General features: G+C 65.0%; 22 protein-coding genes, 1 tRNA gene and 1 riboswitch. Of the genes, 20 read left to right on the top strand and 3 right to left on the bottom strand.

Going from position 1 to position 24,597, the window contains the following annotated elements:
• Nucleotides 1-93 precede the first annotated feature (93 nt).
• The 6 genes from mreC (at nucleotide 94) to ACP146_RS03915 (ending at nucleotide 7,752) form a co-directional block, all read left to right on the top strand.
• Nucleotides 94-1,032, top strand: coding sequence for a rod shape-determining protein MreC (gene mreC, locus ACP146_RS03890; RefSeq protein WP_422365456.1), 939 nt, complete (start codon nucleotides 94-96; stop codon nucleotides 1,030-1,032).
• A gap of 8 nt (nucleotides 1,033-1,040) precedes the next feature.
• A complete protein-coding gene (gene mreD / locus ACP146_RS03895) occupies nucleotides 1,041-1,538 on the top strand; it encodes a rod shape-determining protein MreD (RefSeq protein WP_422365457.1) in 498 nt (165 codons plus the stop codon).
• Between the two features lie 14 nt (nucleotides 1,539-1,552).
• On the top strand, nucleotides 1,553-3,445 hold the full coding sequence (gene mrdA, locus ACP146_RS03900) for a penicillin-binding protein 2 (protein WP_422365458.1): 1,893 nt from the start codon (nucleotides 1,553-1,555) through the stop codon (nucleotides 3,443-3,445).
• A gap of 5 nt (nucleotides 3,446-3,450) precedes the next feature.
• On the top strand, nucleotides 3,451-4,605 hold the full coding sequence (rodA, locus tag ACP146_RS03905) for a rod shape-determining protein RodA (protein ID WP_422365459.1): 1,155 nt from the start codon (nucleotides 3,451-3,453) through the stop codon (nucleotides 4,603-4,605).
• Nucleotides 4,606-4,929: 324 nt separating this feature from the next.
• A tRNA-Lys gene (locus tag ACP146_RS03910) sits at nucleotides 4,930-5,005 on the top strand.
• Nucleotides 5,006-5,127: 122 nt separating this feature from the next.
• A complete protein-coding gene (locus tag ACP146_RS03915) occupies nucleotides 5,128-7,752 on the top strand; it encodes a cation:proton antiporter (protein WP_422365460.1) in 2,625 nt (874 codons plus the stop codon).
• Nucleotides 7,753-7,770: 18 nt separating this feature from the next.
• On the opposite strand, the gene ACP146_RS03920 is transcribed toward ACP146_RS03915, so the two are convergent.
• Nucleotides 7,771-8,781 carry a hypothetical protein gene (locus ACP146_RS03920; protein ID WP_422365461.1) on the bottom strand — a complete coding sequence of 337 codons (1,011 nt, stop codon included), beginning with the start codon at nucleotides 8,779-8,781 and terminating at the stop codon, nucleotides 7,771-7,773.
• Between the two features lie 289 nt (nucleotides 8,782-9,070).
• Here ACP146_RS03920 and ACP146_RS03925 point away from each other — a divergent pair, with 289 nt between their 5' ends.
• From ACP146_RS03925 to ACP146_RS03960, 8 genes are all read left to right on the top strand, one after another.
• A complete protein-coding gene (locus ACP146_RS03925; RefSeq protein ID WP_422365462.1) occupies nucleotides 9,071-9,718 on the top strand; it encodes a GNAT family N-acetyltransferase in 648 nt (215 codons plus the stop codon).
• 17 nt (nucleotides 9,719-9,735) lie between these two features.
• Nucleotides 9,736-9,841: riboswitch (TPP riboswitch) on the top strand.
• A gap of 67 nt (nucleotides 9,842-9,908) precedes the next feature.
• Nucleotides 9,909-10,592, top strand: a complete 684-nt coding sequence (gene thiE, locus ACP146_RS03930; protein ID WP_422365463.1) for a thiamine phosphate synthase — start codon at nucleotides 9,909-9,911, stop codon at nucleotides 10,590-10,592.
• On the top strand, nucleotides 10,589-11,419 hold the full coding sequence (gene thiD / locus ACP146_RS03935; protein WP_422365464.1) for a bifunctional hydroxymethylpyrimidine kinase/phosphomethylpyrimidine kinase: 831 nt from the start codon (nucleotides 10,589-10,591) through the stop codon (nucleotides 11,417-11,419). The genes thiE and thiD overlap by 4 nt, the downstream gene beginning before the upstream one ends.
• Nucleotides 11,406-12,491, top strand: coding sequence for a TRAP transporter substrate-binding protein (locus ACP146_RS03940; RefSeq protein ID WP_422365465.1), 1,086 nt, complete (start codon nucleotides 11,406-11,408; stop codon nucleotides 12,489-12,491). The genes thiD and ACP146_RS03940 overlap by 14 nt, the downstream gene beginning before the upstream one ends.
• 10 nt (nucleotides 12,492-12,501) lie before the next feature.
• Nucleotides 12,502-13,260 (top strand): ABC transporter ATP-binding protein, encoded by a 759-nt coding sequence (locus ACP146_RS03945; protein ID WP_422365466.1) that lies wholly within the window; start codon nucleotides 12,502-12,504, stop codon nucleotides 13,258-13,260.
• Nucleotides 13,257-14,048, top strand: coding sequence for an ABC transporter permease (locus ACP146_RS03950; RefSeq protein WP_422365467.1), 792 nt, complete (start codon nucleotides 13,257-13,259; stop codon nucleotides 14,046-14,048). The genes ACP146_RS03945 and ACP146_RS03950 overlap by 4 nt, the downstream gene beginning before the upstream one ends.
• The gene (locus ACP146_RS03955) at nucleotides 14,048-14,998 is read left to right on the top strand and encodes an ABC transporter substrate-binding protein (RefSeq protein WP_422365468.1); all 951 of its coding nucleotides are present in this window, start codon (nucleotides 14,048-14,050) and stop codon (nucleotides 14,996-14,998) included. Before ACP146_RS03950 ends, ACP146_RS03955 begins: the two co-directional genes overlap by 1 nt.
• 144 nt (nucleotides 14,999-15,142) lie before the next feature.
• Nucleotides 15,143-15,664 (top strand): hypothetical protein, encoded by a 522-nt coding sequence (locus ACP146_RS03960; protein WP_422365469.1) that lies wholly within the window; start codon nucleotides 15,143-15,145, stop codon nucleotides 15,662-15,664.
• Nucleotides 15,665-15,670: 6 nt separating this feature from the next.
• Here ACP146_RS03960 and ACP146_RS03965 read toward each other — a convergent pair whose 3' ends face one another.
• Nucleotides 15,671-16,408, bottom strand: a complete 738-nt coding sequence (locus ACP146_RS03965) for a GntR family transcriptional regulator (RefSeq protein WP_422365470.1) — start codon at nucleotides 16,406-16,408, stop codon at nucleotides 15,671-15,673.
• Nucleotides 16,409-16,711: 303 nt separating this feature from the next.
• Here ACP146_RS03965 and ACP146_RS03970 point away from each other — a divergent pair, with 303 nt between their 5' ends.
• The 6 genes from ACP146_RS03970 (at nucleotide 16,712) to araD1 (ending at nucleotide 22,841) form a co-directional block, all read left to right on the top strand.
• On the top strand, nucleotides 16,712-17,716 hold the full coding sequence (locus ACP146_RS03970) for a TRAP transporter substrate-binding protein (RefSeq protein ID WP_422365471.1): 1,005 nt from the start codon (nucleotides 16,712-16,714) through the stop codon (nucleotides 17,714-17,716).
• 80 nt (nucleotides 17,717-17,796) lie between these two features.
• Nucleotides 17,797-18,354, top strand: a complete 558-nt coding sequence (locus ACP146_RS03975) for a TRAP transporter small permease (RefSeq protein WP_422365472.1) — start codon at nucleotides 17,797-17,799, stop codon at nucleotides 18,352-18,354.
• Nucleotides 18,351-19,634, top strand: a complete 1,284-nt coding sequence (locus ACP146_RS03980; RefSeq protein ID WP_422365473.1) for a TRAP transporter large permease — start codon at nucleotides 18,351-18,353, stop codon at nucleotides 19,632-19,634. The genes ACP146_RS03975 and ACP146_RS03980 overlap by 4 nt, the downstream gene beginning before the upstream one ends.
• Nucleotides 19,635-19,642: 8 nt before the next feature.
• Nucleotides 19,643-20,650, top strand: coding sequence for a PdxA family dehydrogenase (locus tag ACP146_RS03985; protein WP_422365474.1), 1,008 nt, complete (start codon nucleotides 19,643-19,645; stop codon nucleotides 20,648-20,650).
• Between the two features lie 11 nt (nucleotides 20,651-20,661).
• Nucleotides 20,662-21,831 carry an L-rhamnonate dehydratase gene (locus ACP146_RS03990; RefSeq protein WP_422365475.1) on the top strand — a complete coding sequence of 390 codons (1,170 nt, stop codon included), beginning with the start codon at nucleotides 20,662-20,664 and terminating at the stop codon, nucleotides 21,829-21,831.
• Between the two features lie 11 nt (nucleotides 21,832-21,842).
• Nucleotides 21,843-22,841: an AraD1 family protein gene (araD1, locus tag ACP146_RS03995; RefSeq protein WP_422365476.1), complete on the top strand. Its 999-nt coding sequence runs from the start codon at nucleotides 21,843-21,845 to the stop codon at nucleotides 22,839-22,841.
• 125 nt (nucleotides 22,842-22,966) lie between these two features.
• Here araD1 and ACP146_RS04000 read toward each other — a convergent pair whose 3' ends face one another.
• Nucleotides 22,967-24,547, bottom strand: a complete 1,581-nt coding sequence (locus ACP146_RS04000; RefSeq protein ID WP_422365477.1) for a trimethylamine methyltransferase family protein — start codon at nucleotides 24,545-24,547, stop codon at nucleotides 22,967-22,969.
• Nucleotides 24,548-24,597: the final 50 nt, after the last annotated feature.

Genomic DNA, 24,597 nt, shown 5'->3' on the forward strand with positions numbered 1-24,597 from the left:
TTTCTTCATTTGTATTTGTTTTGATGTTTCGGTAACTTAGCCCGAATCGGTCGCTCGTAGGCCCATGGTGGGATGGCTGCGACTGGAGGACCTGTGAACAAACCGACCGGATCAGAGATTCGCGTTGCTTCGCCGTTGAAAGCCTGGGCGAGCCGTTTTGCTCTGTTGATTTTGGTTGGCGCGGCCTTCGGTCTGATGCTCATCGGCCGTACCAATACCTTCCTTGTCGAAGAAACCCGCACCGCCGTCACCGATATGGTGACGCCGATCCTGGATGCGGTTTCCCAGCCGGTCGATACGTTCAGCGGCGTCATCGACCAGGCCGAGACCCTGGCCAACCTGCAAAGCGAGAACGTGGCGCTCAAAGAGCAGAACGCCCGGCTGCTGCACTGGCAGGCCGTGGCCCGCCGCCTGGAGGCGGAAAACGCGGCGCTGCGCGATCTCAACCAGATGGTGCCGGACCCCGGCATGCGCTACGTCACTGCAAGGGTGGTGGGCGACCCCGGCGGCGCCTTCGTCCGTTCCGTACTGATCAACGCGGGTGAACGCGACGGCATCGAGAAGGGCCAGGCCGCGACGACCGGCGCCGGTCTTGCGGGCCGGGTTGCCGAGGTCGGCCTGCGCTCAGCGCGGGTGCTGTTGGTGACCGACATCAACAGCCGTATTCCGGTGATTGTCGGCGATGGCCGCGAACGCGCGGTTCTGGCCGGCGACAATACCAACGCGCCGCTGCTGCTCTATCTCGGCCCCACGGTCGAACTGACGCCGGGCGATCAGGTCACCACCTCCGGGCACGGTGGCGTGTTCCCACCGGGTCTGGCCATCGGTGTGGTCTCCGCCGTCAGCGAAAATGCGATCCGGGTCGAACCCTTTGTCGACTGGGATCACATGGAAATCCTGCGCATTGTCGATTACGAGATGAGCGGAATCCTCGATTTCAAGACGGTTGAAGCCGCCCGGGCAGAGCGCGCGGCGGCCGCCAGCCGCGCCGCGGCCACCGAGGACTCGGTAACAGGGGGTGCGGTCCGGTGAGCCAGGGCGTGCTACATCGCCTGGACGGCGTGGCCCGCAACATCTCGCCGTTCTTCGTGACTCTGCTGCTAGTGCTGCTGTCCCTGCTGCCGCTCAGGATTACCGGCTTTGCTTCCATTGTCCCGGAGGTCGCGCTGATCGGCGTGTTCTTCTGGTCGGTCCACCGGCCCGACCTGATGCCGATCTGGGCCGTTTTCATCATCGGTTTCGTTCACGACCTCCTGGCCGGCGGTGCCTGGGGGCCCGGCATCGTTGGGCTGCTGATCGCCCATGCCCTGGTGGTCTGGCAGCATCGCTTCTTTCTGGCCGCCTCTTTCGTCCTGATCTGGTGCGTCTTCATGCTTGTCGCCGCGGTGTCCATGGCGCTGACCTGGCTGCTCACCTGCCTGGCGATGATGGCTTACATCGATCCCGAGCCGGTGTTCTTCCAGTTTCTCATGACCGTCGCCGTCTACCCGGTGCTCGCTTGGTTCTTTCTGCGCGGTCAGCGCCTGTTCCAGCGTTAGACGGGGCAGGGACGATGCTGCAGAAAAACGAAGACAACGAACGCCACCGCGCTTTTTCGCGCCGTGCACTGCTGTTGGGCGGAGCCCAGGCGCTCTTGCTGACGGGTCTGGCGGGCCGCATGTACTATCTGCAGGTGGTCGAAGCGGACCGCTACAAGACCCTGGCGGAGGACAACCGGATCAATCTGCGCCTGCTGCCGCCGCCGCGCGGGCGCATTCTCGACCGTTTCGGCTATGCCCTGGCGAGCAACCGCCAGAACTTTCGCGTCGTCCTGGTGCGCGAACAGGCCGGTGATGTCAAACAGGTGCTGGACGCGCTCTCTCAGTTGATGAAACTGGACGAGCACGATTACAAGCGGGTGCTGCGCGAAGCGTCGCGCAAACGCGGCTTCGTGCCGGTGACGGTGCGGGAGAATTTGAGCTGGGACGAGGTCAGCCGGGTCGAGGTGAACGGGCCGGAGCTGCCTGGTGTTTCCATCGAGATGGGGCAGATCCGCGACTATCCCTTTGCCGCCAGCATGTCCCATGTGCTGGGTTACGTCGCGGCGGTGGCTGAGCGCGACCTGACCGGCGACCCGCTGCTGGAACTGCCGGGCTTTCGCATCGGCAAGAACGGCATCGAACAGAAATACGATCTGCCGCTGCGCGGGGCCGCCGGCAACAGCCAGATCGAGGTGAACGCCTATGGCCGTGTCATCCGCGAACTGAAGCGCGAGGAGGGCAAGCCGGGCGACGAACTGGTTCTGACCCTGGACGGCGGTCTGCAGACCTTCACGCACCAGCGCCTGTTGGGCGAGAAAAGCGCCTCCGCCATCGTCATGGATATCGAGAACGGCGACGTTCTCTCCCTGGCCTCCACCCCGAGCTACGACCCCAATGCCTTCAACATCGGGCTGACAGTGAAGCAGTGGAACGACCTGATCAACGATCCGCTGAAGCCCCTGAACAACAAGGCCACCACAGGTCTCTATGCGCCGGGTTCGACCTTCAAGATGATCGTCGCCCTGGCCGCGCTGAAGGCCGGCATCAGCACCGATTACCGGGTCTTCTGCCCCGGCCACATGACCCTCGGCCGGGCCCGCTTCCACTGCTGGAAGCGGCACGGTCACGGCTGGGTCGACATGGTCCGCGCCATTCAGCATTCCTGCGATGTCTATTTCTACGATATCTCGCGCAAGATCGGTGTCGACAACATCGCCGCCATGGCGCGCAAGTTCGGTCTCGGCGAGCCCTCGGGCATTGATCTCAAAGGCGAAAGGGGCGGGGTGATCCCGACCCGCGACTGGAAGCTGGCCAACATCGGCGAGCCCTGGCAGGGCGGCGAGACGCTGATCGCCTCCATCGGCCAGGGCTTCGTGCTGACCACCCCGCTGCAGCTGGTGGTGATGACCGCGCGGCTGGCGACCGGCAAGGCGGTAGTCCCGCGCCTGACCCGCGGTGTGCGCGCCGACGACGATGTGCCCCAGGGCGACCCGCCAACCCCGGATTTCCCCGACATCGATGTGCCGAAGGCCCATCTGGACATCGTCCGTGAGGCGATGGACGCGGTGAGCAACCATCCGCGCGGCACCGCCTACCGCGCCCGCATCGAGGATGAAGGCTGGGAACTGGCGGGCAAGACCGGCACCTCCCAGGTGCGCCGTATCACCATGGCCGAGCGCGCCGCCGGCGTCACCAAGAACGAGCAGCTGCCCTGGCGGCGCCGCGACCATGCGCTCTTCGTCGCCTACGCCCCGGTGCACAAGCCGCGCTACGCCTGTGCCGTGGTGGTGGAGCACGGCGGCGGCGGCTCCAAGGTGGCCGCGCCCATCGCCCGCGACATCCTGCTGGAAACCCAGCGCCGCGACCCCGCCGGGCGCCGTTCCCTGCCCATCGTGGCCCTCGATCAGCCGGTCAAGCAGGGCTGACGGCGATGCCGGCGGATATCTTCCTCTCCAACCGCAACCCGGAAATGACGCTGCGCCAGAAGATCTGGCAGCTCAACTGGGGCCTGGTGTTCCTGCTCTGTGTGATTGCCGGGGTCGGCTTCGCCATGCTCTATTCGGCGGCCAACGGATCGATGTCGCCCTGGGCCTCGCGTCAGTTGATCCGCTTCGGCCTCGGCATCGTTATCATGTTCACCGTCGCGCTCATCGATGTGCGCTTCTGGTTCCGCTACGCCTATCTGATCTACCTGGGCAGCCTGGCCTTGCTCTGCGCGGTGGAGTTCATGGGCACCATCGGCATGGGCGCGCAGCGCTGGATCGACCTCGGTTTCATCCGCCTACAGCCCTCGGAAATCATGAAGGTGTCGCTGATCCTGGCCCTGGCCCGCTATTTCCACGGCATCTCGACGGAGGACATCGGCCGTCCGACGTTGCTGCTGCTGCCTCTGGCCCTGGTCCTGGCGCCGGCGGCCCTGGTGCTGCGGCAGCCGGATCTCGGCACCTCCGGCATGCTGCTGCTGGCGGCCTCCGCCGTTTTCCTCTGCGCCGGGGTGCGTTGGTGGAAATTCGCGCTGGTCGCGGTCGCCGGCCTCGCCGCCGTGCCCATCGCCTGGCAGTTCCTCCATGCCTATCAGAAGGCGCGGGTGATGACCTTCCTGAACCCGGAGAACGATCCCCTGGGCGCCGGCTATCACGCCCTGCAGGCGATGATCGCCTTCGGCTCCGGTTCCGTTACCGGCAAGGGCTTCATGCAGGGCACCCAGAGCCATCTGAACTTCCTGCCGGAAAAGCAGACCGACTTCATCTTCACCATGCTGGCCGAGGAATTCGGCCTGGTCGGCAGCCTCGGCCTGCTGGCGCTCTACTTCCTGGTGCTGGCCTACGGCTTCGCCATCGCCTTTCGCGCGCGCAACCAGTTCGCCCGCCTGCTGGCCATCGGCCTGACCACCAATCTCTTCCTCTACGTCTTCATCAACATGGCCATGGTGATGGGGGTCTTCCCGGTGGTCGGCGTGCCCCTGCCGCTGGTCTCTTACGGCGGTACGGCCCTGCTGACGGTGATGATCGCCATGGGCCTCATTATCTCCTGCTACATCCACCGCGACATCCGCATCTCCCGCCGCGGCACGGCGGAGGTTTAGCGGGCCGTGTAAGGGGCCCCTTCGAGACGGGCTTTCAGCCCTCCTCAGGGTGAGGTGGAACGCTCGTCAACCATGCCCTCATGCTGAGGCGCGAAGCGTCTCGAAGCATGCGACCCAGCCCGAGACCGGCGCCTTGAAGCGCCCCAAAACCGGGGGACTCCCTCGAATCTTCCCCGAAAACCCGCTTTCGCCCGATTTCCTGCCTCAGCCCCCTCGACAAAGCCCGGCGGACTTGCTATCACCCCGCATCCCGGCGGCCGGAGCCTTCTTCCGGCCCTTGCCAGGTGCCCGCTTCGAGGCGGGCCAAAGCCGGGACCTCTTTGGGGGCGCATAGCTCAGTTGGCAGAGCAGCTGACTCTTAATCAGCGGGTCCAAGGTTCGAGTCCTTGTGCGCCCACCAAACCTTTCAGAGATTTCAGAACGGATCGCCGCTTCCTGTTCTCGATGCCGGGATGCCTGCTGATCCTTATTTGCCCCGCCGCCAGCCCCTAATCCGCCGCAATTCGGTGTAAGCTTCTTCTCATGGGCATAACGGAGATCACCCTTACCACGGCACTGTTGCTGATCGTGGTGGCCAGTGTGCAGCCTTTGGCGAAGCGCAGCGGGCTGCCGTTTACGGTGGTGCTGGCGCTGGCCGGAGTGGGCATCGGCCTCGCGGCGGCCTGGCTGCAGCGTCACCGGGTCGCCGATCAGGTGAGCCAGGTGGCCGAGGCGGTGATCGACATTCCCGTGTCGTCCTCGCTGTTCCTCACGGTGTTCCTGCCGATCCTGCTGTTCCAGGGCGCCGTCACTATCGATGCGCGGCGGCTGATGCAGGATATCGCGCCGGTAATCCTGCTGGCGGTCCTCGCGGTCATCGTCGCCCTGGGCATGATCGGCGGGGCGGTCTGGCTGGTGGCGCCCATGCCGCTGGCGGTCTGTCTGCTGTTCGGCGCCATCGTCGCCACCACCGATCCCTCGGCGGTGATCGCCCTGTTCCGCGACCTCGGCGCGCCGGCGCGGCTGACGCGCTTGGTCGAGGGCGAGTCGCTGCTGAACGACGCCACCGCCATCGCCGCCTTCAGTGCCTTTCTGGCGGTCATCCTGACCGGGCGGGACCTCGATTTCTGGATGGTCACAGAGTCCATCGTCGTCGGCCTGCTGGGCGGCGCCCTGGCGGGCTTCCTCGCCGGGCGCGCCGCCGCCTGGATGCTGGAGCGGCTGCGCTTCTACCGCGCCGCCCAGCTTACCATAGCGGTGGCGCTGCCCTATGCCGTCTATGTGATCTGCGACAACTACCTGGGCATCTCCGGCGTCACTGCCGTGGTCATCAGCGGGCTGGTACTGAGCGCCGTCGGCCGCTCGCGTTTTCAGGCCGAGACCTTCCGCTTTTTCGAGGAAACCCTGGCCCAGATCGCTTTCTGGGCGACCTCGCTGATCTTTCTGCTGGCCGCCCTGCTGGCGCCGCGCCTGCTGGCCGACGCGACGCTGCTTGATTTCGTCTACCTGCCGGTGGCGGTGATCGCCGCCCTGGCCGCCCGCGCGGTGATCCTCTTCGGCATCTTCCCGCTGCTGTCGTTCGTGCGGGTCACGCAAAAGGTCACCACCCAGACCAAGACGGTGATCATCTGGGGCGGCCTGCGCGGCTCGGTCACCCTGGCGCTGGTGCTGGCGGTCAGCGAGAACTTCTTCATTGATCCGGAGGTGAAACGCTTCATCGCCATCCAGGCGACCGGCTTCGCGCTCTTCACCCTGCTGGTGCAGGGCACGACCCTGAGCTGGCTGATGCGCCGCCTCGGTCTCGACCAGCTTTCGCCCATCGACCGCGCCTTCCGCAGCCAGGTGCTGACCCAGTCGCTGTCCAGCGTCGGCAGCAGCCTGCGCAGCTTCGCCGGGCGTTACGAGCTTGACGACGAACTGGTGAGCCGGGCGATACGGCCTTACAACGAGCGCCTGTCGCGGGTCGCCGAGGACGATTCCTTCGCCGCCGCCATCTCCGACCGCGACCGTCTGACGGTCGGTCTCATCGCGCTGGCCAATCAGGAAAAATCACTGTTGCTGCAACAGGGCTGGAGCGGCGGCCTGCGCTCCTCCCTGGTCGACCGCTACCTGCTGTCGGTGGAGTCGATGATCGACGCGGTGCGCGCCGACGGTCGCCTCGGCTACCTCCGTGCGGCGCGGCGCCCCTTCCGCCAGAGCCGCTGGTTCCGCTTCATCGCCTGGCTGCATTTCCGCCTCGGTATTGCCCGCCCGCTGGCGCTCTATCTCGGCCAGCGCTTCCAGTTCCTGCTGATCAACCGCATCATCATTCTGGAGCTCATCTACTTCCTGGAGTTCCGCCTTGCCGGCCTGCTCGGCGACCGCCTGACCGAGGTACTGGGGGAGATCGTCAACCTGCGCCTTGCGGAGGTCGAACGGCACCTGGCCGCCCTGCGCCTGCAGTACCCCAACTACGCAAGGGAGCTCGATCACGAGGTGCTCGAACGCTTTGCCTATCGCGAGGAGATCGAGCAGATCGAACAACTGCGGGGGGCCGGGATCATCAGCGAGGATCTGGCCCGCGACCTCAGGACCGAGGCCGGCAGCGTACATGCCAGCAGCCGGCGCCGGGCCCGGGTCGACATCAAGGCGACGACGCCGGAGCTGCTCTATGCCTTTCCGGTTTTCGCCGCGATGCCGGCGGCGGAACTGGCCGAGGTGGCGCGCAAGCTGCAGACCCGCGTCATTGCCGACGACGCCCATGTCTTCCGCCGCGGCGATCCGGGCGACGGCATGTACTTCATCGCCTCCGGTGCGGTGGAAATCCGCATCGACGAAGAGCAGCACCGGCTCGGGCGCGGCGATTTCTTCGGTGAGATGGCGCTGCTGGATCAGCGCCGGCGCTCCGCCGATGCCCGCTCCATCAGCTACTCGCATCTGTTGTTCCTGCCGCGCGCCGCCTTCGACGAGATCAGCATCATGCTGCCGGAATGGCGCGAGCAGTTGGCCGAGGTCGCCGCCGCCCGCCGCGCCGTGAACGAAGGACGGCAGGCGGAACGCGAGGAAACGGACTCGGACGGGCCGGAAGACAAACCTGAAGACGATTCAGAAGACAGGCCGGGCCCGCCGGGCGCCGAGGTGGTGACGCTTCAGGACGCCAAGAAGAACCGCGACGCCGAGGGTGGCTGACGGGGCAAAGAACGCCAATCAGATATAGCTGTCCTTTGGATGGATCAGGATCTCGATGGACGCGGTCGCGCCGACGAAGTAGCGCAAGCTCAGGCGAAGGGTGCCGTGGTCGATCGTCATATGCTCGGCGCCGTCGTCCGCCTCCATGGCAACCTTGTCGATGGTGGCGTTCATCCAGGCATCGGCCCCCGCCCAGTCGGGAAAGACGTTGCGCACCAGGGTGAGGGCATAGCGGCGGTTGTCCGCCGTCGCCTCGGGGTGGTCGTCCTCGCGCAGGGCATAGAGGTAGCGCAGGCCGACCAGGCCGTCGACCGGTCCCAGGGTTTCCAGTTCCGCGTGCGCGTTGTCGGAGAAGAAGCGGTCGCTGATCCAGCCGTTGTCGCCGCCATAGAGGCTGCCCATACCTTCGTCGCGCTGCGGGAAGGCATCCTGTAATCCGGTCAGAAGTTGCGACAGGCTGACGCCGAGGCTTTCCGGGTCGGTGTCTGTGAAGGCAGCGGGGCGCACAGTGATCGTCACCCGGCCTTCGGCGTTGTTGACGGCGATCCGGTAACCTTCGGCGATTTCACTGACCTCGGGCCCGTCGGGGGTCTTTTCAACCTGCTTTGTGGCGCGATGCGTCCATCGTTTACCCTCGCGCCATTCCGGCAGGGCGTTGCGGATAATTTTCCCGGCCCAGTGCCGGTTATTGCGGAGTTTCCGCTCCTCGCTTGGATCGTAGGAAAAGACGAAGCTGCGTAGCGCTTCCGGCGGGCCCAGCGTTTCCAGCGCAGTGTTCGGGTTGGTGGAGGGCAGCAGGTCGCTTTGCAGATTGTCGCTCGACTGCAGAGAGCCTTCGCCGCTGCGGATTACGGGAAAGTGTTTCTCCAGCGTTTTGATCAACTGGGGAATCGTGAAGCCGGGGGCTGGGTTGGCCGGCTCGGCCACCGCCTGGATCGATCCCAGAAGCGCGATTAGAAGAACCAGGATGGGGGAGAGGTTTTTGATCAGATCGGACATGGCGTTCTCGGACAGTAGGGGCTCAGACATCAGGGGTGCCCAGACAGCAGGGGCTCAGACAGAGGGGACGGTTGTGGCCAAGCAGAGCCGGAGTCTCTCTTTTGTCGCGCCCAGATGGGCTCCGGTTCAACGGATTTTGCTGTTTCGCCGCCAAAACTCAGCTGAAACTCCGCTGAAACCTAAAACCCTGACACCATCTGCAGCCCATCCGCATCGAACCGCGTAGATGCCTATAATAGATCCGGGCTGGATGGATTGTTCTCGCGATTCCATCCAACGTGGATCTGCTCTAACCATTTGATGCTGATCGGATTCTGACGTGAAACCCGCTGACCTGACCCCCGCTTTGCCCCGCTTTCGCGACGCCCGCAAAACCGATGCGCGCGCCGTTGCCCAGCTCATTGAGATTGCCGGTGAAGGCATTGCCTGGTTTTTCTGGTCTCAGGAAGCCGAACCCGGCCAGGACCCTCTGGAAGTCGGCGCCGCGCGGGCGGCCCGCGACAATGCCAATTTCTCCTATCGCAACGCGGTCCTCGCCGAGCGCGGCGATGCCGTCGCCGGGATGCTCCTGGGATATCGCCTGCCGACACCCAGCGCCGGAGACCTGGCGGCGTTGGCGGAACTGCCGGCCCTGCTGCGGCCCCTGCTGGAGCTTGAGTACCAGGTTCCCGGCAGCTTCTACATCAACGCCCTGGCGGTTTTTCCTCAGTTCCGGGGGCATGGGCTCGGCGGCGCGCTCCTGAGCATCGCGCAAGAGCGGGCGCGGGCGGCGGGCTGCGACAGCCTGAGCCTTCAGGTCTTCGCGGAGAACGAACGCGCCTTTCGGTTCTATCAGCGTCACGGTTACGAGGTGGTCGACCGCCGCCCTATCTTCGCCCATCCCTGTTACCCCTACAGCACCGAGGTGCTGCTGGTGACGCGTTCGCTTGCCGATGTCGAGGGGCGCGACTTGACAGCCTGGGCCTAAAGCGCCCATTCTTTTCAGACATCTCAACGGGGTGCCCGAAAGGGGCTGAGAGGCGGTCGCACCGCTAACCCGCGGAACCTGATCCGGTTTGTACCGGCGTAGGGATTTGAGAAGCCTTCCGCGACAAGCGCCAAAAGCTTCCCAACCTTCGCCGCAGCAAGACAGCGGAGACGAGGAAGGCTATGACGGCGTGAACAGCAGCGAGAAACTGAAGCCCGATCTGCGGGTTTACTTCGTGATCGGGCCGGATCATGCCGGCGACCGCTCCTTTGTCGAGGTGGCGGAGGCGGCGGCGCGCGGCGGGGTGACGGCCCTGCAGCTGCGCGACAAGACCGGCGATACGGCGACGCTTATTGCAGAGGCAAGAAAGCTGAAGCTGGCTCTGGCCCCCTTCGGTGTGCCGCTGATCGTCAACGACCGGGTCGATGTCGCTTTGGCGGCCGGGGCCGAGGGCGTTCACATCGGCCAGCAGGACATGGCCCCCGCCGATGCCCGCAAGCTCCTGGGGCCGGACCGGATACTCGGCCTTACCGTGCAGAACGCCGAAGAGATCGCGGCGATGGAGCCGGGGCTGTTGGACTATGTCTCCATCGGCGGGGTCTTTGACACCGCCAGCAAGCAGAACCCTCATCCGCCGATCGGCCTCGACGGTCTGGCGGATCTTGCCGAGGCGGCTGCGCTGCGCGCACCCGGCCTGCCGATCTGCGCCATTGCCGGAATTACGGTGGAGACTGCCGCCGCGGTGATTGCGGCGGGCTGTGACGGGATCTCTGTGGTTTCCGCCATTGCCGCGGCATCCGATCCCAGGGTGGCGGCGGGCGAGCTGCGCAATGTCGTCGATTGGGCGCTGGATGCACGGGCGGAAAGCGCATGAGCGTTCCCATCGCCCTTACGGTCGCCGGTTCGGATTCCGGCGGCGGCGCCGGCATTCAGGCGGACCTGAAGACCTTCTCGGCACTCGGTGTCTACGGGGCCTCGGTGATCACCGCGTTGACGGCACAGAACACGCGGGCGGTGACGGCCATTCATGCGGCGCCGCCGGACTTCGTGACAGCGCAGCTCGATGCGGTTTTTGACGATCTTGCCATCGGTGCCGTGAAGATCGGCATGCTCGGCGAAGCCCCGACCATCGAGGCCGTGGCGGCAGGCCTGCAGCAGCGTGCGGTCGCCCGGCTGGTGGTCGATCCGGTGATGGTGGCCAAGAGCGGTGATGCCCTGCTGGCGCCCGCCGCAGTGGCGCGCCTGCGCCACGACCTGCTGCCCCTGGCCGGGGTAATCACACCCAATCTGCCGGAAGCGGCGGCCCTGCTCGACGGTCCGGTACCGGCGGACGAGGTCGCCATGGCGGAAGCGGCGCGGGCGCTTCATGTCCTGGGGCCAAAGGCGGTTCTGCTGAAGGGCGGGCATCTTGCCGACGCGGAGAGCGTCGACCTGCTGTTCGACGGGGAACGCCTGCACCGCTTTTCGGCGCCGCGGATTGCGACCGCCAACAGCCACGGCACCGGCTGCACGCTCTCGGCCGCCATTGCAGCCGGTCTTGCCAAGGGCCTGCCGCTGCCCGGCGCGGTGGCGGAGGCCAAGGACTACCTGAACCGTGCCCTGGCCGCCGCCGACTCACTGGGGGTCGGCAGCGGTCATGGGCCGGTCCACCACTTCCATGCGTTCTGGCAGGGAAAGGAGCAGGAACGTGAAACCCGATAGACCTGCCCGGCGCCGGGTACTGACCGGCGGGCTCGCCGCCCTTGGTACGGCCGGTCTGGCGGCGCCGGCCGTTGCCCGTTCGGCCCGGCTCTGGCGCATGGCAACCTCCTGGCCGAAGAACAGCCCCGGTCCGGGAATGACCGCTGAACGACTGGCCGAGCGCATCACCACGATGAGCGGCGGCGCGCTTCGGGTCGAGGTCTTCGGCGCCGGTGACCTGCTGCCGCCGCTGGAAGTTCTCGACGGGGTTTCCGGCGGTACGGTGGAGATGGGGCACAGTGCTTCGTTCTTCTGGCGTGGCAAGATGCCGGCGGCGGCTTTCTTTACCGCCGTGCCGTTCGGTCTGACGCCGGGCGAACATGCCGCCTGGATCACCCAGGGCGGCGGCCAAGAGCTGTGGGACGAACTCTATGCCCCTCTTGGCGTGAAGCCTCTGATGGGCGGCAACAGCGGCATGCAGATGGGCGGCTGGTTCACGCGGGAGATCACTTCCCTGGACGATCTGCAGGGCCTGAAGTTCCGCATCCCCGGCCTTGGCGGTGAAGTCTACCGCCGCCTCGGCGCGACGGCGGTGGTGGTGCCGCCCGGCGAGATCTTTGCCGCCCTGCAGTCCGGTCTCATCGACGGTGCGGAATTCCTCGGGCCCTGGAGTGACGCCGCTTTCGGCTTCTACAAGGTCGCGCCCTACTACTACTGGCCCGGCTTTCACGAGCCCAATGGGACTGGTGAATGCCTGATCAACCAGGCGGCCTTTGACGCGCTGACGCCCGAACTGCAGGCGATTGTGACCGCGGCCTGCGAAGCGGAGAACGCTTACGCGCTGGCTGAAGCGGACTGGCAGAACGCCGCGCGCCTGAAGTGGCTGGTGGCGGAAAAGGGCGTGCAGCTTCGTGCCTTCCCATCTGACGTGATGGCCGGGGCGCGGCAGGAGGCCGTGGCTGTGCTGGATGATCTCGCCGCGCGCGATCCCATGTCGGCCAAGATTCTGCCGTCCTACCGCACGGCGCTTGAGCGGGCGCGGGACTGGAGCCGGGTTGGGCAGGGTGCCTTCCTGGCCGCACGGGATGGATGATCAGCCCGGCATGACGCAAGAGGCGCCGTCGGTTTTCCTGCGCAGGGCCGCCGTCCGTTTTGACGGCCGGCCGGTTTTCGAAGGCCTCGATCTGGATCTGCCGGCTGGACGCTGGATCTGCCTGCTGGGCGAAAGCGGTGTCGGCAAGTCGAGCCTGCTGCGCCTGATTGCCGGCTTGTGCGCGCCGCAAGAGGCGCAGGGGGCGCTGTCTTGCAGCGACGGCTTGCCGCTCGCCGGGCGGGTCGCCTACATGGGCCAGGGCGATCTTCTGGCGCCCTGGGCCACGGTGCTGCAGAACGTCCTGCTTGGTGCGCGCCTGCGGGGCGGACGGTCCGCGGAACGCGCCGGGCAGGCACGGGCCAGAGAGGTGCTGGCCCGGGTCGGCCTCGCCGGCCGCGAAGACGCACTACCGGCGCAGCTCTCCGGCGGGATGCGCCAGCGCGTCGCCCTCGCCAGGACGCTTTTCGAGGACCGCCCGGTTGTTCTGATGGATGAGCCGTTTTCCGCCCTTGATGCCGTGACCCGGCATCGGCTGCAGGGACTGGCGGTGGAACTGCTCCACGGCCGCACGGTGCTGATGGTCACCCATGACCCCCTGGAGGCTTTGCGCCTGGCGGATCGCATCGAAGTTCTGGCCGGCTCGCCGCCGCGGCTTCGCCCGCTCATGCCGCCGGTGGGGCGGGCACCGCGCCCGCTCGACGATCCTGCCCTTGCCAAGCAGGTGGAGGCCTTGTTGTCGGCTCTCGGCGCGCCTGCGGCAGCCGCATGAAGGGCGCTCGGGTTCTCGTTGTTGCGCTGGGCCTGCTTTTGGCGTGGGAAGCGCTTGTGCGTGTCACCGCCGTGCCGCCTTTCATTCTGCCGGCTCCCTTGGCCGTCACCATACAGATAGTCTCGCAGGCCGAGCTGCTTCTGCATCATGGCTGGATCACCGCCGTCGAGATTCTGCTCGGCCTGTTTTTCGGCACGCTGGTGGGCATGGCCTCGGCTTTACTGATCGTTGCCTCCCGCCCGGCCCGGGCCTGGCTGATGCCGCTGCTGGTGATCAGCCAGGCCCTGCCGGTTTTCGCCTTGGCGCCGCTGCTCACCCTCTGGTTCGGTTACGGGCTTGCCTCCAAGGTCGTGATGGCGGGCCTCATCATCTACTTCCCAGTCGCCGCCGCCTTCGCCGATGGTCTGCGCCGTTGCGATCCCGGCCTCATCGACCTGGCAAGGGTAATGGGCGCAAGCCGGCGGACCATCCTGCTTCATCTGCGGATACCGGCGGCGCTGCCGGCGCTGGCCTCCGGTCTGCGGGTTGCCGCTGCGACCGCGCCTATCGGTGCGGTGGTGGGAGAGTGGGTGGGGTCCAGCCGCGGCCTCGGCTACCTCATGCTTCATGCCAATGCGCGGCTGCAGGTCGACTTGATGTTCGCCGCCCTGGCCCTGCTCGCAACCTTCTCTCTCATTCTTTACTTCACGCTCGATGCGGTCCTGCGCCGCCTGACCGCCTGGCAGCCGGAAAGCGATTCGGATTCCGCCGCCGGCTTTTCCCTGTCGTCTCGAAAGGAGTCTCTCTGATGGTCCAACGACTGCTTGCCGCCTTGCTGTTTCTTCTGATCGCCGTTCGCGCCGACACGGGCGAGGCGGCGGAGCGGATGACCGTGTTGCTGGACTGGTTCGTCAATCCCGACCATGCCGCCCTGATCGTCGCCCGCGACGCCGGTTTCTTCGAGCGTCACGGTCTGGAGGTCGAGTTGATCGCCCCCGCCGATCCCAACGATCCGCCCAAGCTGGTCGCCGCCGGCAAGGCCGACCTCGCCGTTTCCTATCAGCCGCAGCTTCACATGCAGGTCGCTGCCGGCCTGCCGCTCGTCAGGGTCGGCACCCTGGTGGCGACACCGCTCAACAGCCTGGTCGTGCTGGATGACGGGCCGATCGAAACTCTGGCCGATCTCAAAGGGCGCAAGATCGGTTTTTCCATCGGCGGCTTTGAGGAAACGCTGCTGCGGACCATGCTGGGCCGGGCCGGAGTTGCCTTGGAGGAGGTCGAACTGGTGAACGTTAACTTCTCCCTCTCGCCGGCGCTTATTGCCGGGCAGGTGGATGCGGTGATCGGCGCCTTTCGTAACTTCGAGCTGAACCAGATGGATATCGTCGGCCGCCCGGGCCGCGCCTTTTATCCGGAGGAGGAAGGGGTGCCGCCTTACGACGAACTGGTGCTGGTCGCCAAGACCGATACCCTCGACAGGGAAAAGCTGGCGCGGTTTCTCCTGGCCCTGGAAGAGGCGACAACCTTTCTCATGAATCACCCGCAGTCGGGTTGGGCACTTTTCGTCGCCAGCGACAAGGCGTTGGACGACGAACTGAACCGGCGGGCCTGGACCGACACCCTGCCGCGTCTCGCGTTGCGGCCTGCAGCACTGGACCAGGGCCGCTATGCCCGCTTCGCCGCCTTCATGGTGGAAAGCGGCATGATCCCGGCGACCGGCCCCGTTGCGGACTATGCGATCGATGTGAATGCGAAATAAGGCACGTTGGACATAATTCAGGTGTTTTCATAGGAATTTCCTATCAAAGCATCTGCTCAGGATGCGTTGCAAAGCCGCCGCCGCTGGCCATTTGATGAACGCAGGGGTCGTATCCGGCGACCCGGGATGAGCGGAGACTACGCAATGAAGAAGATGGTTATCGCGGCCTTGGTAACGGGCATGACGGCAACGGCTGCCCAGGCGGCGACGATCACCGAAGAAGAGGTCCTGGCGGCGCAACAGAGCTGGGCCGAGGGTATTGTCGGGATCGGGCAGACCTACCTCGACAAAGGCGATTACACGGCTGCCGCTTCGCAGCACATCAGGGAACTTTATGCCTATGAACAAGGCGGCGTACTCTTCAAGCCGACCCTGGCCTCCGACGATCAGTTCCGCGAGACTTTCGACGAGGCGCTGTCCTACTTCGTGGGCGGCGACATTTCGGAAGACAGCGGTTTTGCGATCAAGCCCTGGCGGCAGGTGCGTTTCGGCGAGCAGCAGATCATTCTGAACGGCGAGACGGCTTTTGCGATGGGCAACTACTACTTCACGCCCACCGATTCCGATGCGGAGACAAAGGTGGAGTACACCTTTGGCTACATAAAGGACGATGACGGTCGGCTGCGTATCAGCGTCCACCACTCCTCTGTGCCGTTTCAGAACTAGAGCGGCTTAGGCTTCCTCGCCGCTGCCTTCGAAAGTTTCGCTGACATTGGCCCAGGTGCTGCCCAGGTGACTGCGCAGGATCTTTGACAGCGCCGCGCCGTCGCGCGCCCGCAGGGCGGCAAGGATCGCCTCATGCTCCTCGATCGCCACGTCCCACTTGGTGTTGCGGCTGTTGGAGCGGTAACGTACCCGGTAAAGCCGGGCGTTTATGCGGGCGTGGGTTTCGATCAGGCTGGCATTGCCGCTGATGGCGACGATGGCCTTGTGGATCTGCTGATTGGCCTTGAAGTAGGCGAGGCGGTCTTTGCGCGCGTAGGCCGCCAGCATCTCGTAGTGCAATGCCTGCACTTCGTCCAGGTCTGCGGCGTTGGCGCGCGCGCAGGCCAGCTCCCCGCCCAGGGCTTCCAGCACACCCAGCACCTGCAGCAGGTCCTGTACCTCCGTCGGATCGGGATTGGAGACCACGGCACCGCGGTTGGGGAACAGTTCCACGAGCCCTTCGGTGGCCAAAACCTTCAAGGCTTCGCGCAGCGGGGTGCGGGAGACCTGCAGCCGTTCCGCCAGGGCACGCTCACGAATGCGCTCCCCCGCGGGCAGGGCGTCCTGCGCGATCAAATCGCGCAGGCGGTTGGCGACGCTCTTGGTCAGGGGTTCGCCGGGCTCCGCCGCGCTCGCGCGCGCCTCCTGCGGCATCTCCTGCTGTGCCTCAAGCGCCGCCGAATCGGCTGTGTCGTCCTGGCTCATCTTCCTCGGATCGTCCGGAATTCCTGCTGTCCGTTCTAGAGGTTGGAAGCGATGGCGTCCACGGCCTTTCAAAATGGTATGCCATTTTGAGCGATCTGTCTTTGGCTACTTTTCAATCTGGAGGATGTTATCTGACCTGTACCGAGTGGATACAGTAAAATATTGAAAAACAACAATTTGTAGAATGTGTCGATGCTTGATCCTCCGGATTATTGCCGGGAGAGTTGACAGCGATGCCCAGATCATTTTGTATACCATTCATAAATCAATAATCCGATCACTCGGAATTACGGGAGGAAGGCTATGAAGCCGCTCAAGCTATTCGGTGCCAAGTCACTGTTTTGGGGCGCTGCCGCCCTGGCGCTGGTCGCCGCCATCAACACCGCGCCGGTCCAGGCCGAAGAGGAAATCATCTTCGGCATTTCCGCGCCTGCGGGTTCCCTGCAGCAGTTGACCTCGGCGGAATTCACCCGCCTTGCCAACAAGCGTCTTGCCGGCAAGGCGACGGTGAAGCTGTTCGATTCCGCCCAGCTCGGCAAAGACAAGGAGCTGATGCAGAAGCTGAAGCTCGGCTCGGTGCACATCGCCCTGCCGTCGTCGATCATGTCATCCGTGGCCGATGAATTCGCGCTCTTCGACATGCCGTTCCTGGTGAAGGACCGGGCCCATCTGGCGCGTATCGAGAACGAAGTCTTCTGGAGCGATGTGGCGCCCACGGCGGAAGCCAAAGGCTACAAGGTGCTGGCGCTTTGGGAGAACGGCATCCGCCACATCAGCAACAATCTGCGTCCGATCAACACCCCGGCCGATTTGGAGGGCGCCAAGATCCGCACGCCGAAGTCCAAGTGGCGGGTGAAGATGTTCACCGAGTGGGGCGCCAACCCGACGCCGATGTCCTTCTCCGAGGTCTTCGTTGCTTTGCAGACCGGTGTGATCGAGGGGCAGGAAAACCCCTATACCAACATCTGGTCGGCCAAGTTGTCGGAGGTGCAGAAGTACCTCTCGGTCACCGGCCACGTCTATTCGCCGGCTTACCCGACCATGGGCAAGGCCGTTTACGACAAGATGGACCCGGCAATCCGCGCGGTGCTGGAGCAGACCGCCAGGGATGTCGCCGTCTGGGCCCGCTTCACCGGCGCCGCCGGCGATGCCGACTTTCAGAACAAGCTCGTTACCGCCGGCATGACCTTGAATGTCGCCGATCGCGAGTCCTTCGTTTCCGCGTCGAAGCCGATCTATGCAGAGTTCGCTTCGGAAGTACCTGCCGGCCAGGGTCTGATCGACGCAGCCCTGGCGCTTGCCGAATAACTGAACCTTTTCCCTGAGGTTGCCCCCGGCCCGGTGAAACGGGCCGGGGTTTTTCCTCCCGACGTTCTCTAGAGATGGGCATGATGTCTCTGGCCGGCCGCGTATTGCATCGTCTTCTTGAAGTCGTCACCATCGGTTTGCTGGTTCTCCTGGCGCTGCTGGTGGTCGCGGCGGTCACCTTCCGCTATGGCCTGAACTCCTCGCTGCCGTGGTACGACGAGGTGGCTTCGGTCCTGCTGGCCTGGATCACCTACTACGGCGCCGCCCTCGCGGCCCTGCGCCGCGGGCATCTGGGTTTCTCCGGCCTGGTGCTGAGCCTGCCCCTGCTGCCGCGCAAACTGCTTTTCATCCTCGCCGAACTGATCGTCTACGCGGTCTTTATCGCCATGGCCTGGGCCGGCTGGGTGGTCTTGGGTGTGATGGCGGGGGAGACCCTGGTGTCCCTCGACTGGATCCCTTTGCAGTTCACCCAGTCCGTCGTGCCAATCGGCTGTGCGCTCTTTGTTTTGGCACAGATGCTCTCCACGCCGGAGGCCTGGGCCCGTAACCTGGCCGGCTACGATGCCGAGGCAGAAGAGATTGAAGCGGAGATCGCCAAGGCCGAAAGCGCCATTGCGGAGAGGGAGTCCGGGCGATGACGGCACCGTTTATCCTGATGGGCCTTCTGGCCCTGATCCTCATCAACGTGCCGATTGCCGTGGCCATCTGCGCGGTGGCGCTGATCGGCATGGTGGCCGCTAGCGGCGAACTGGGCCTCTACAACGCCGCCCTCACGCTGTTCGACGGTGCGACCTCCTTTCCGCTGATCGCCATTCCGCTTTTCATCCTGGCCGGGGCATTGATGAACACCGGCGGCATCTCGCGGCGGCTCATCGCCTTCGTCTCGGCGCTGATCGGCTTTGCCCGCGGCGGCCTCGCCATGGTGAACGTCGGGGTCTCGCTGTTCTTTGCCGAGATTTCCGGTTCCGCCGTTGCCGATGTGGCGGCGATCGGCTCGGTCCTCATTCCGGCGATGAAGGAGCGGCGATACAAGCCGGCTTTCGCCGCCGCCGTTACCTCTTCCTCGGCTTCCCTGGCGATCATCATCCCGCCGTCGATTCCGATGATCCTCTACGGCGCCATGGCGGACACCTCCATCGTCCAGCTTTTCGTGGCCGGGGTCATCCCCGGCCTGCTGGGCGGCTTTGCCATGCTCTGCCTCTGCTACTGGTTTGCCCGGCGCTACAACCTGCCGCGCGAGGAAGCCTTTTCCTTGCCGCGCCTGGGCAAGGCGGCGCGCGAGGCCTTCTGGGCGCTGCTGCTGCCGGTGATCATCCTGGGCGGTATCTTCGGCGGCATCGTGACGGCGACCGAGGGCGCGGGCCTGGCGGTGGTGGCCGCACTCCTCATCGGCGGCCTGATCTATCGCGAACTGAAGCTGAAGGAACTCTACGGCGCCCTCATCGAAGGCGTCACCCAGACCTCTGTGGTGATGCTGCTGGTCGCCACCTCCGCCGTGCTGGGCCTGCATCTGACGGAGATCGAGCTGCCGCAGAATCTGGCCCGCGCCATCACCGAGGCGACGGACAACAAGTATGTCGTCCTGATCCTGCTGAACATCCTGTTGCTGGTGATGGGCATGTTCCTGCATGGGGCGGCGGCGATCATTCTGGTGGTGCCCATCGTGCTGCCACTGATCCATGCCGTCGGCATCGACCCGGTGCACTTCGGAATCATCCTGACCCTGAACCTCGCCATCGGGCAGCAGACGCCGCCGGTCGCCAGCGTGCTGGTCACCGCCTGTTCCATCGCCAAGACCGACATCTGGACGACCACCCGGACCAACCTGCCCTTTATCGCCGTGCTGGCGGTGATGGTGCTGCTGGTCACCTACGTGCCCGCCATTCCCATGACCCTTGTTGAAATCTTTTATCGTTAGGACCCGAGATGAAACCCAAGATCGCCTTGGTGCAGGGAGACGCAACGGGTATCGGCCCGGAGCTGATGGCCAAACTGCTGGTGCAGCCCGAGGTTCGCAAAGCCGCCGATATCCTCGTGCTTTCCGACATCGGCGTCTTTGCCGCCGGTTGCGCCGTTGCCGGAGAGGACATCGTCTTCCGCCGGATCGCGGCGGCGGATGAGGCGGACTGGTCCGAGGGCGAGATAAATCTTCTCGATCTGCCGGACGAGGCTTTGCAGGCGGTCACGCCGGGCAAGGTCTCGACCGTTGCCGGTCAGGCGGTGCTGAACGGTTTCGGCCGGGCACTGGATCTCTGCAAGGCGGGCGGGGCTGACGGGCTCTGTTTCATGCCCTTCAACAAGGAGGCCATGCACCTGGCCGGCCTGGGCGAGGAAGATGAGACTCAGTGGGCCCGTACGCGCATCGGCCATCGTGGCCGGGTCAGCGAGTTCAACGTCATCGATGGCATGTGGAATGCCCGGGTGACGTCTCATGTGCCTTTGGGCGAAGTGTCCGGGCGCTTGTCGGAGGATGAAATCGTCGCCTCGGTGAAGCTGGCCGACCAGACGCTGAAGGAAGCCGGTTTTGCCCGTCCGAAGATCGCCGTGGCCGCGCTCAACCCCCATGCCGGCGACGGCGGCAAGATCGGCCGCGAGGAGATCGAGATCATCGCGCCGGCGGTTGAGCGGGCGAAGGCGCTGCAGATCTACTGCGACGGTCCCTTTCCCTCCGACACCCTCTATCTGAAGGTGCGCGACGGCGCTTACGACTGTGCGGTCAGCATGTATCACGACCAGGGGCAGATTGCGATCAAGCTGCTTGGTTTTGACAAAGGCGTCTCGGTGCTGAGCGGCCTGCCTTTCCCCATGACGACGCCGGCCCACGGCACCGCTTTCGATATCGTCGGGCAGAACAAAGCCAATGTCGAACCGGCGCGGCGCGCCTTCATGATGTGCGCCGAAATGGCCGCCAACCGCCGCGAAGACGCAGCCTGAGAGCCCCTGGCATGAAAATCACAAAGATCCGTACCCGTGTCTTGCAGTGGAACGGCAAGACCGTGCCGCCGCAGCCCAACTTCTGCACCAATGCTTCCGATGCGCTTTACGAGCGCGGCGACGCCATGGGTTCCTTCCGTTTTCACGAGTGGTTGGTCTGCGAAGTCGAGACCGATGAGGGGCTGGTCGGCATCGGCAATGCCGCCCTGGCGCCGCAACTGGTGAAGCAGTGCATCGATCTCTACCTGGCGCCCCTGGTGACCGGCGAGGACCCTTTCGACTACGCCTATCTCTGGGAGAAGATGTACCGCCGCACTCTTGCCTGGGGCCGCAAGGGCGTCGGCATGACGGCGATCTCCGCCGTCGACATCGCGATCTGGGACCTGATGGGCAAAGCCACCGGCAAGCCGGTTTTCAAGCTGCTCGGCGGGCGCACCAAGGAGCAGATCCCGGTCTATGCCTCCAAGCTCTACGCCGACAAGATCGAGGTGATGCAGGCCGAGGCCCAGAGCTATGTCGACCAGGGCTTCACCATGATGAAGATGCGCTTCGGCTGGGGACCCAAGGATGGCCCGGCGGGCATGCGTGAGAACGTGAAGCGCGTCGAGGCCCTGCGTGAGGTCATCGGCTACGACCGCGACCTCATGCTGGAATGCTACATGGGCTGGAACCTGGATTACGCCAAGCGCATGATCCCGCGCCTTGCGCCCTTTGATCCGCGCTGGCTGGAGGAACCGGTGATCGCCGATGACCTGCACGGCTATGCCGAACTGAACGCCATGGGCATCCCGATTTCCGGCGGTGAGCACGAATACACGCTCTTCGGGTTCCGCCAGTTGCTCGACCTCGGCGCTGTCAGCGTCATCCAGTACGACACCAACCGGGTCGGCGGCATCACCGCGGCGCAGAAGATCAATGCCCTGGCGGAGGCCTATCAGGTGCCGGTGGTGCCCCACGCCGGGCAGATGCACAACTACCACCTGACCATGGCCAATCTGAACTGCCCGATTTCCGAGTTCTTCCCGGTCCACGATGTCGAGATTGGCAACGAACTGTTCTACTATGTCTTCCGCGGCGACCCGGAGCCCTCGAACGGCTTCATCGATCTTGCCGACGACAAACCGGGTCTGGGTCTGGAGATTGCCGAGGATGCCCTCGATGATTTCGCCGTGATCGAATAGGGGGAGCAGTTATGCGGTTGGTTCAGTTTGTTTCACAGAACGGTGCGCGCGCGGTGGCGGTCGCCGGGGAAGACGGTGCGACGCTGCGGCTGCTCGATGGTGTCGAGCGGGTCTACGACTTGGCAAACCAGGCCATCGACAAGGACGTGAGCCTGGCGGCGCTGGCCCAGGAACTGGCCGGTGATAAGACGGAAGACTATGACGCCGTGGTGGCGGAACGCCGTCTCCTGGCGCCCCTGGATCATCCCGACGATGCCCATTGCCTGATCACCGGTACGGGTCTGACGCACCTGGGCAGCGCCGATGCCCGCGATTCCATGCACAAGAAGGTGGCTGAAGCGGGGGAGGCGGCGCTTTCCGACTCCATGAAGATGTTCAAATGGGGCATAGACGGCGGCAAGCCCGCTGAGGGCGCTGTCGGCGTGCCGCCGGAATGGTTCTTCAAGGGCGACGGCGGCATCGTCGCGCCGCCGGAACAGGCCTTCGGCATGGTCGACTTCGCCGAGGACGGCGGCGACGAGGCCGAACTGGTCGGACTCTATGTCATCGCCCCGGACGGCAGCCCGCGGCGCATCGGTTTTGCCCTGGGCAACGAATTCTCCGACCACGTGATCGAACAGCAGAACTATCTCTATCTCGCCCACTCGAAGCTCAGGCCCTGTTCCTTCGGGCCGGAACTGCTGCTCGGCGAAGCGCCGGACGATATCCAGGGCAAAGCCCGCATCCGGCGCGGTGCAGAGGTGATCTGGGAAAAGCCCTTCGGCACCGGCGAGGCCAACATGAGCCACACCATCGCCAACCTGGAACACCATCACTTCAAGTATGCCCAGCACCGCCGGCCCGGCGACGTGCATGTGCATTTCTTCGGCGCGGCTGTCCTCAGCTTCCCCGACGGCATCAAGCCGCAGGAAGGCGACGTCTTCGAAATCGAGGCCCCACTCTTCGGCCGCCCCCTGCGCAACCCCCTGATGATGACGGGCAGCGGCTCTGCCGCCGTGACGGCGCTTTAGCCGGGCAAGGTTGCACGACACCCTTCGAGACGGCCCTTTAGGCCTCCTCAGGGTGAGGCGAGGTGTTGGAACATCGACCTCATGCTGAGGAGCGAAGCGTCTCGAAGCATGCGGTCGAAGCCGCCCTACCCGCCCATCTTTTCCTTCGGCAGCATGATGTTGAAGGCGTCGCGCACGGCTTTGTCGATGTCTTCCGGCACATGGCGCGGGAAGACTTCGGCGAGGATGCGCTTCCTTTCTTGGATGGCCCGCAGGACTAGGTCGGGGCGGCCGTTCTCGTCCCACTCCTTGGGGGAGGAGCGGTCGCCGAGGGCGGGATAGACATACTCGCTCTGCATCAGCCCCAGGGTCTGGCTGTGACCGAGGTAGTGTCCCGGTCCCTCAAGGCAGACCTGGCGCATGGCCTCGATAGAGACGGAATCCTCGGTCACCTCGATGCCGCGCACGCAGCGCAGGCACTGGCCGATCATGTCGTTGTCGATAATCAGACTCTCGAAGCAGAAGCCCAGCAATGACCCGTGCATGCCGACGGATTCATAGACCATGTTGAGCCCGGCGAGGCCCGCCATGACATCGGTGATCCCTTTCTCGTAGCCGGATTGGGCATCGGGCAGTTTGGCGTCGGCCATGCCGGCGGCGGAACCGCCGGGCAGATCGTAGAACTGCGCCATCTGGGCACAGGCCGCGGTCAGCAGGCCCTGCTCGCCGGAGCCGCCGGACATGGCGCCGGTACGCAGGTCGGAAACGAAGGGCCAGGTACCGAAGATCGCCGGATGTCCCGGTGCCAGGGCGTTCACGTAAACCAGCCCCGCCAGGCACTCGGCCACCGCCTGGGTGACCGCCCCGGCGATGGCGGCGGGGGCGGTCGCCCCGGCCTGCCCGGCGGAGAGCAGCAGCACCGGCATGCCGCCGCGGATGCAGGCCTCCATGATCTCGCAGGACTCGGTGGCGAACTTCAGCGGCGGCACCACGAAGCAGTTGGAGTTGGAGACGAAGGGCCGTTCGCGCCAGGCCTCTTCGCCGCCGGCAAAGAGGTGCAGCATTTCCAGCGCTTTTTCCACCCTTGCGACCGAGGTGAAGGAGGTGCCGATGTGTTTGGTCGTGCCCTGCACACAGGCATAGACGGTGTTGATGTCCAGGTCCGTCGGGTCGGGCAGGTCGCGGGCGACCATGGGCCGCTGGAAGAAATGGATGTTGTCCAGGGTACCGGCGATGCGCGCGGCGTCATACACATCCTGCAGGGTCGATTCGCGGTAAACCCGGTTTTCGGTATCGACCAGATGCACGGCGGCACCGGCGGTGCCGTAATAGACCCGCCGTCCGCCGGGCTGGATGTCGTACTTCGGGTCCTGGGCATGGAGGGTGACGCTGCGGTTGGCCTGGGCCAAGGTGTCTTCGACGAGGGCGGCGGGAAAGCGCAGCCGCCCGTCGTCGCCCAGGCTGGCGCCGGCCAGGGTCATCACCTCGATGCCCGAGGGCGGGGCATCGGCCAGGCCGATTTCCGCCAGAACCTGAAGGGCCGCCTTGTGGATGCGCTGCATGGCGGCATCGTCGAGCGGTTTGAAGCGGCCCCCTTCCATACCGCCGCGGATCGGCTGGATATCGTCGGCCAGGGGCGCGGCACGCAGGGCCTTGCGGGCCTCGCGCCCACCGGCGCGGCGGCTGCGCCGCGGGCTTTTCGGAGTCTCGGCGGCAGGTCCGCTCATGGCCCTTGATTCCTTCCGGGTTGGTTTCCTCTGCTCGGCTGCCGTTCTGG

The organism is Pelagibius sp. (assembly GCF_965249265.1).
Lineage (GTDB): Bacteria > Pseudomonadota > Alphaproteobacteria > Kiloniellales > Kiloniellaceae > Pelagibius.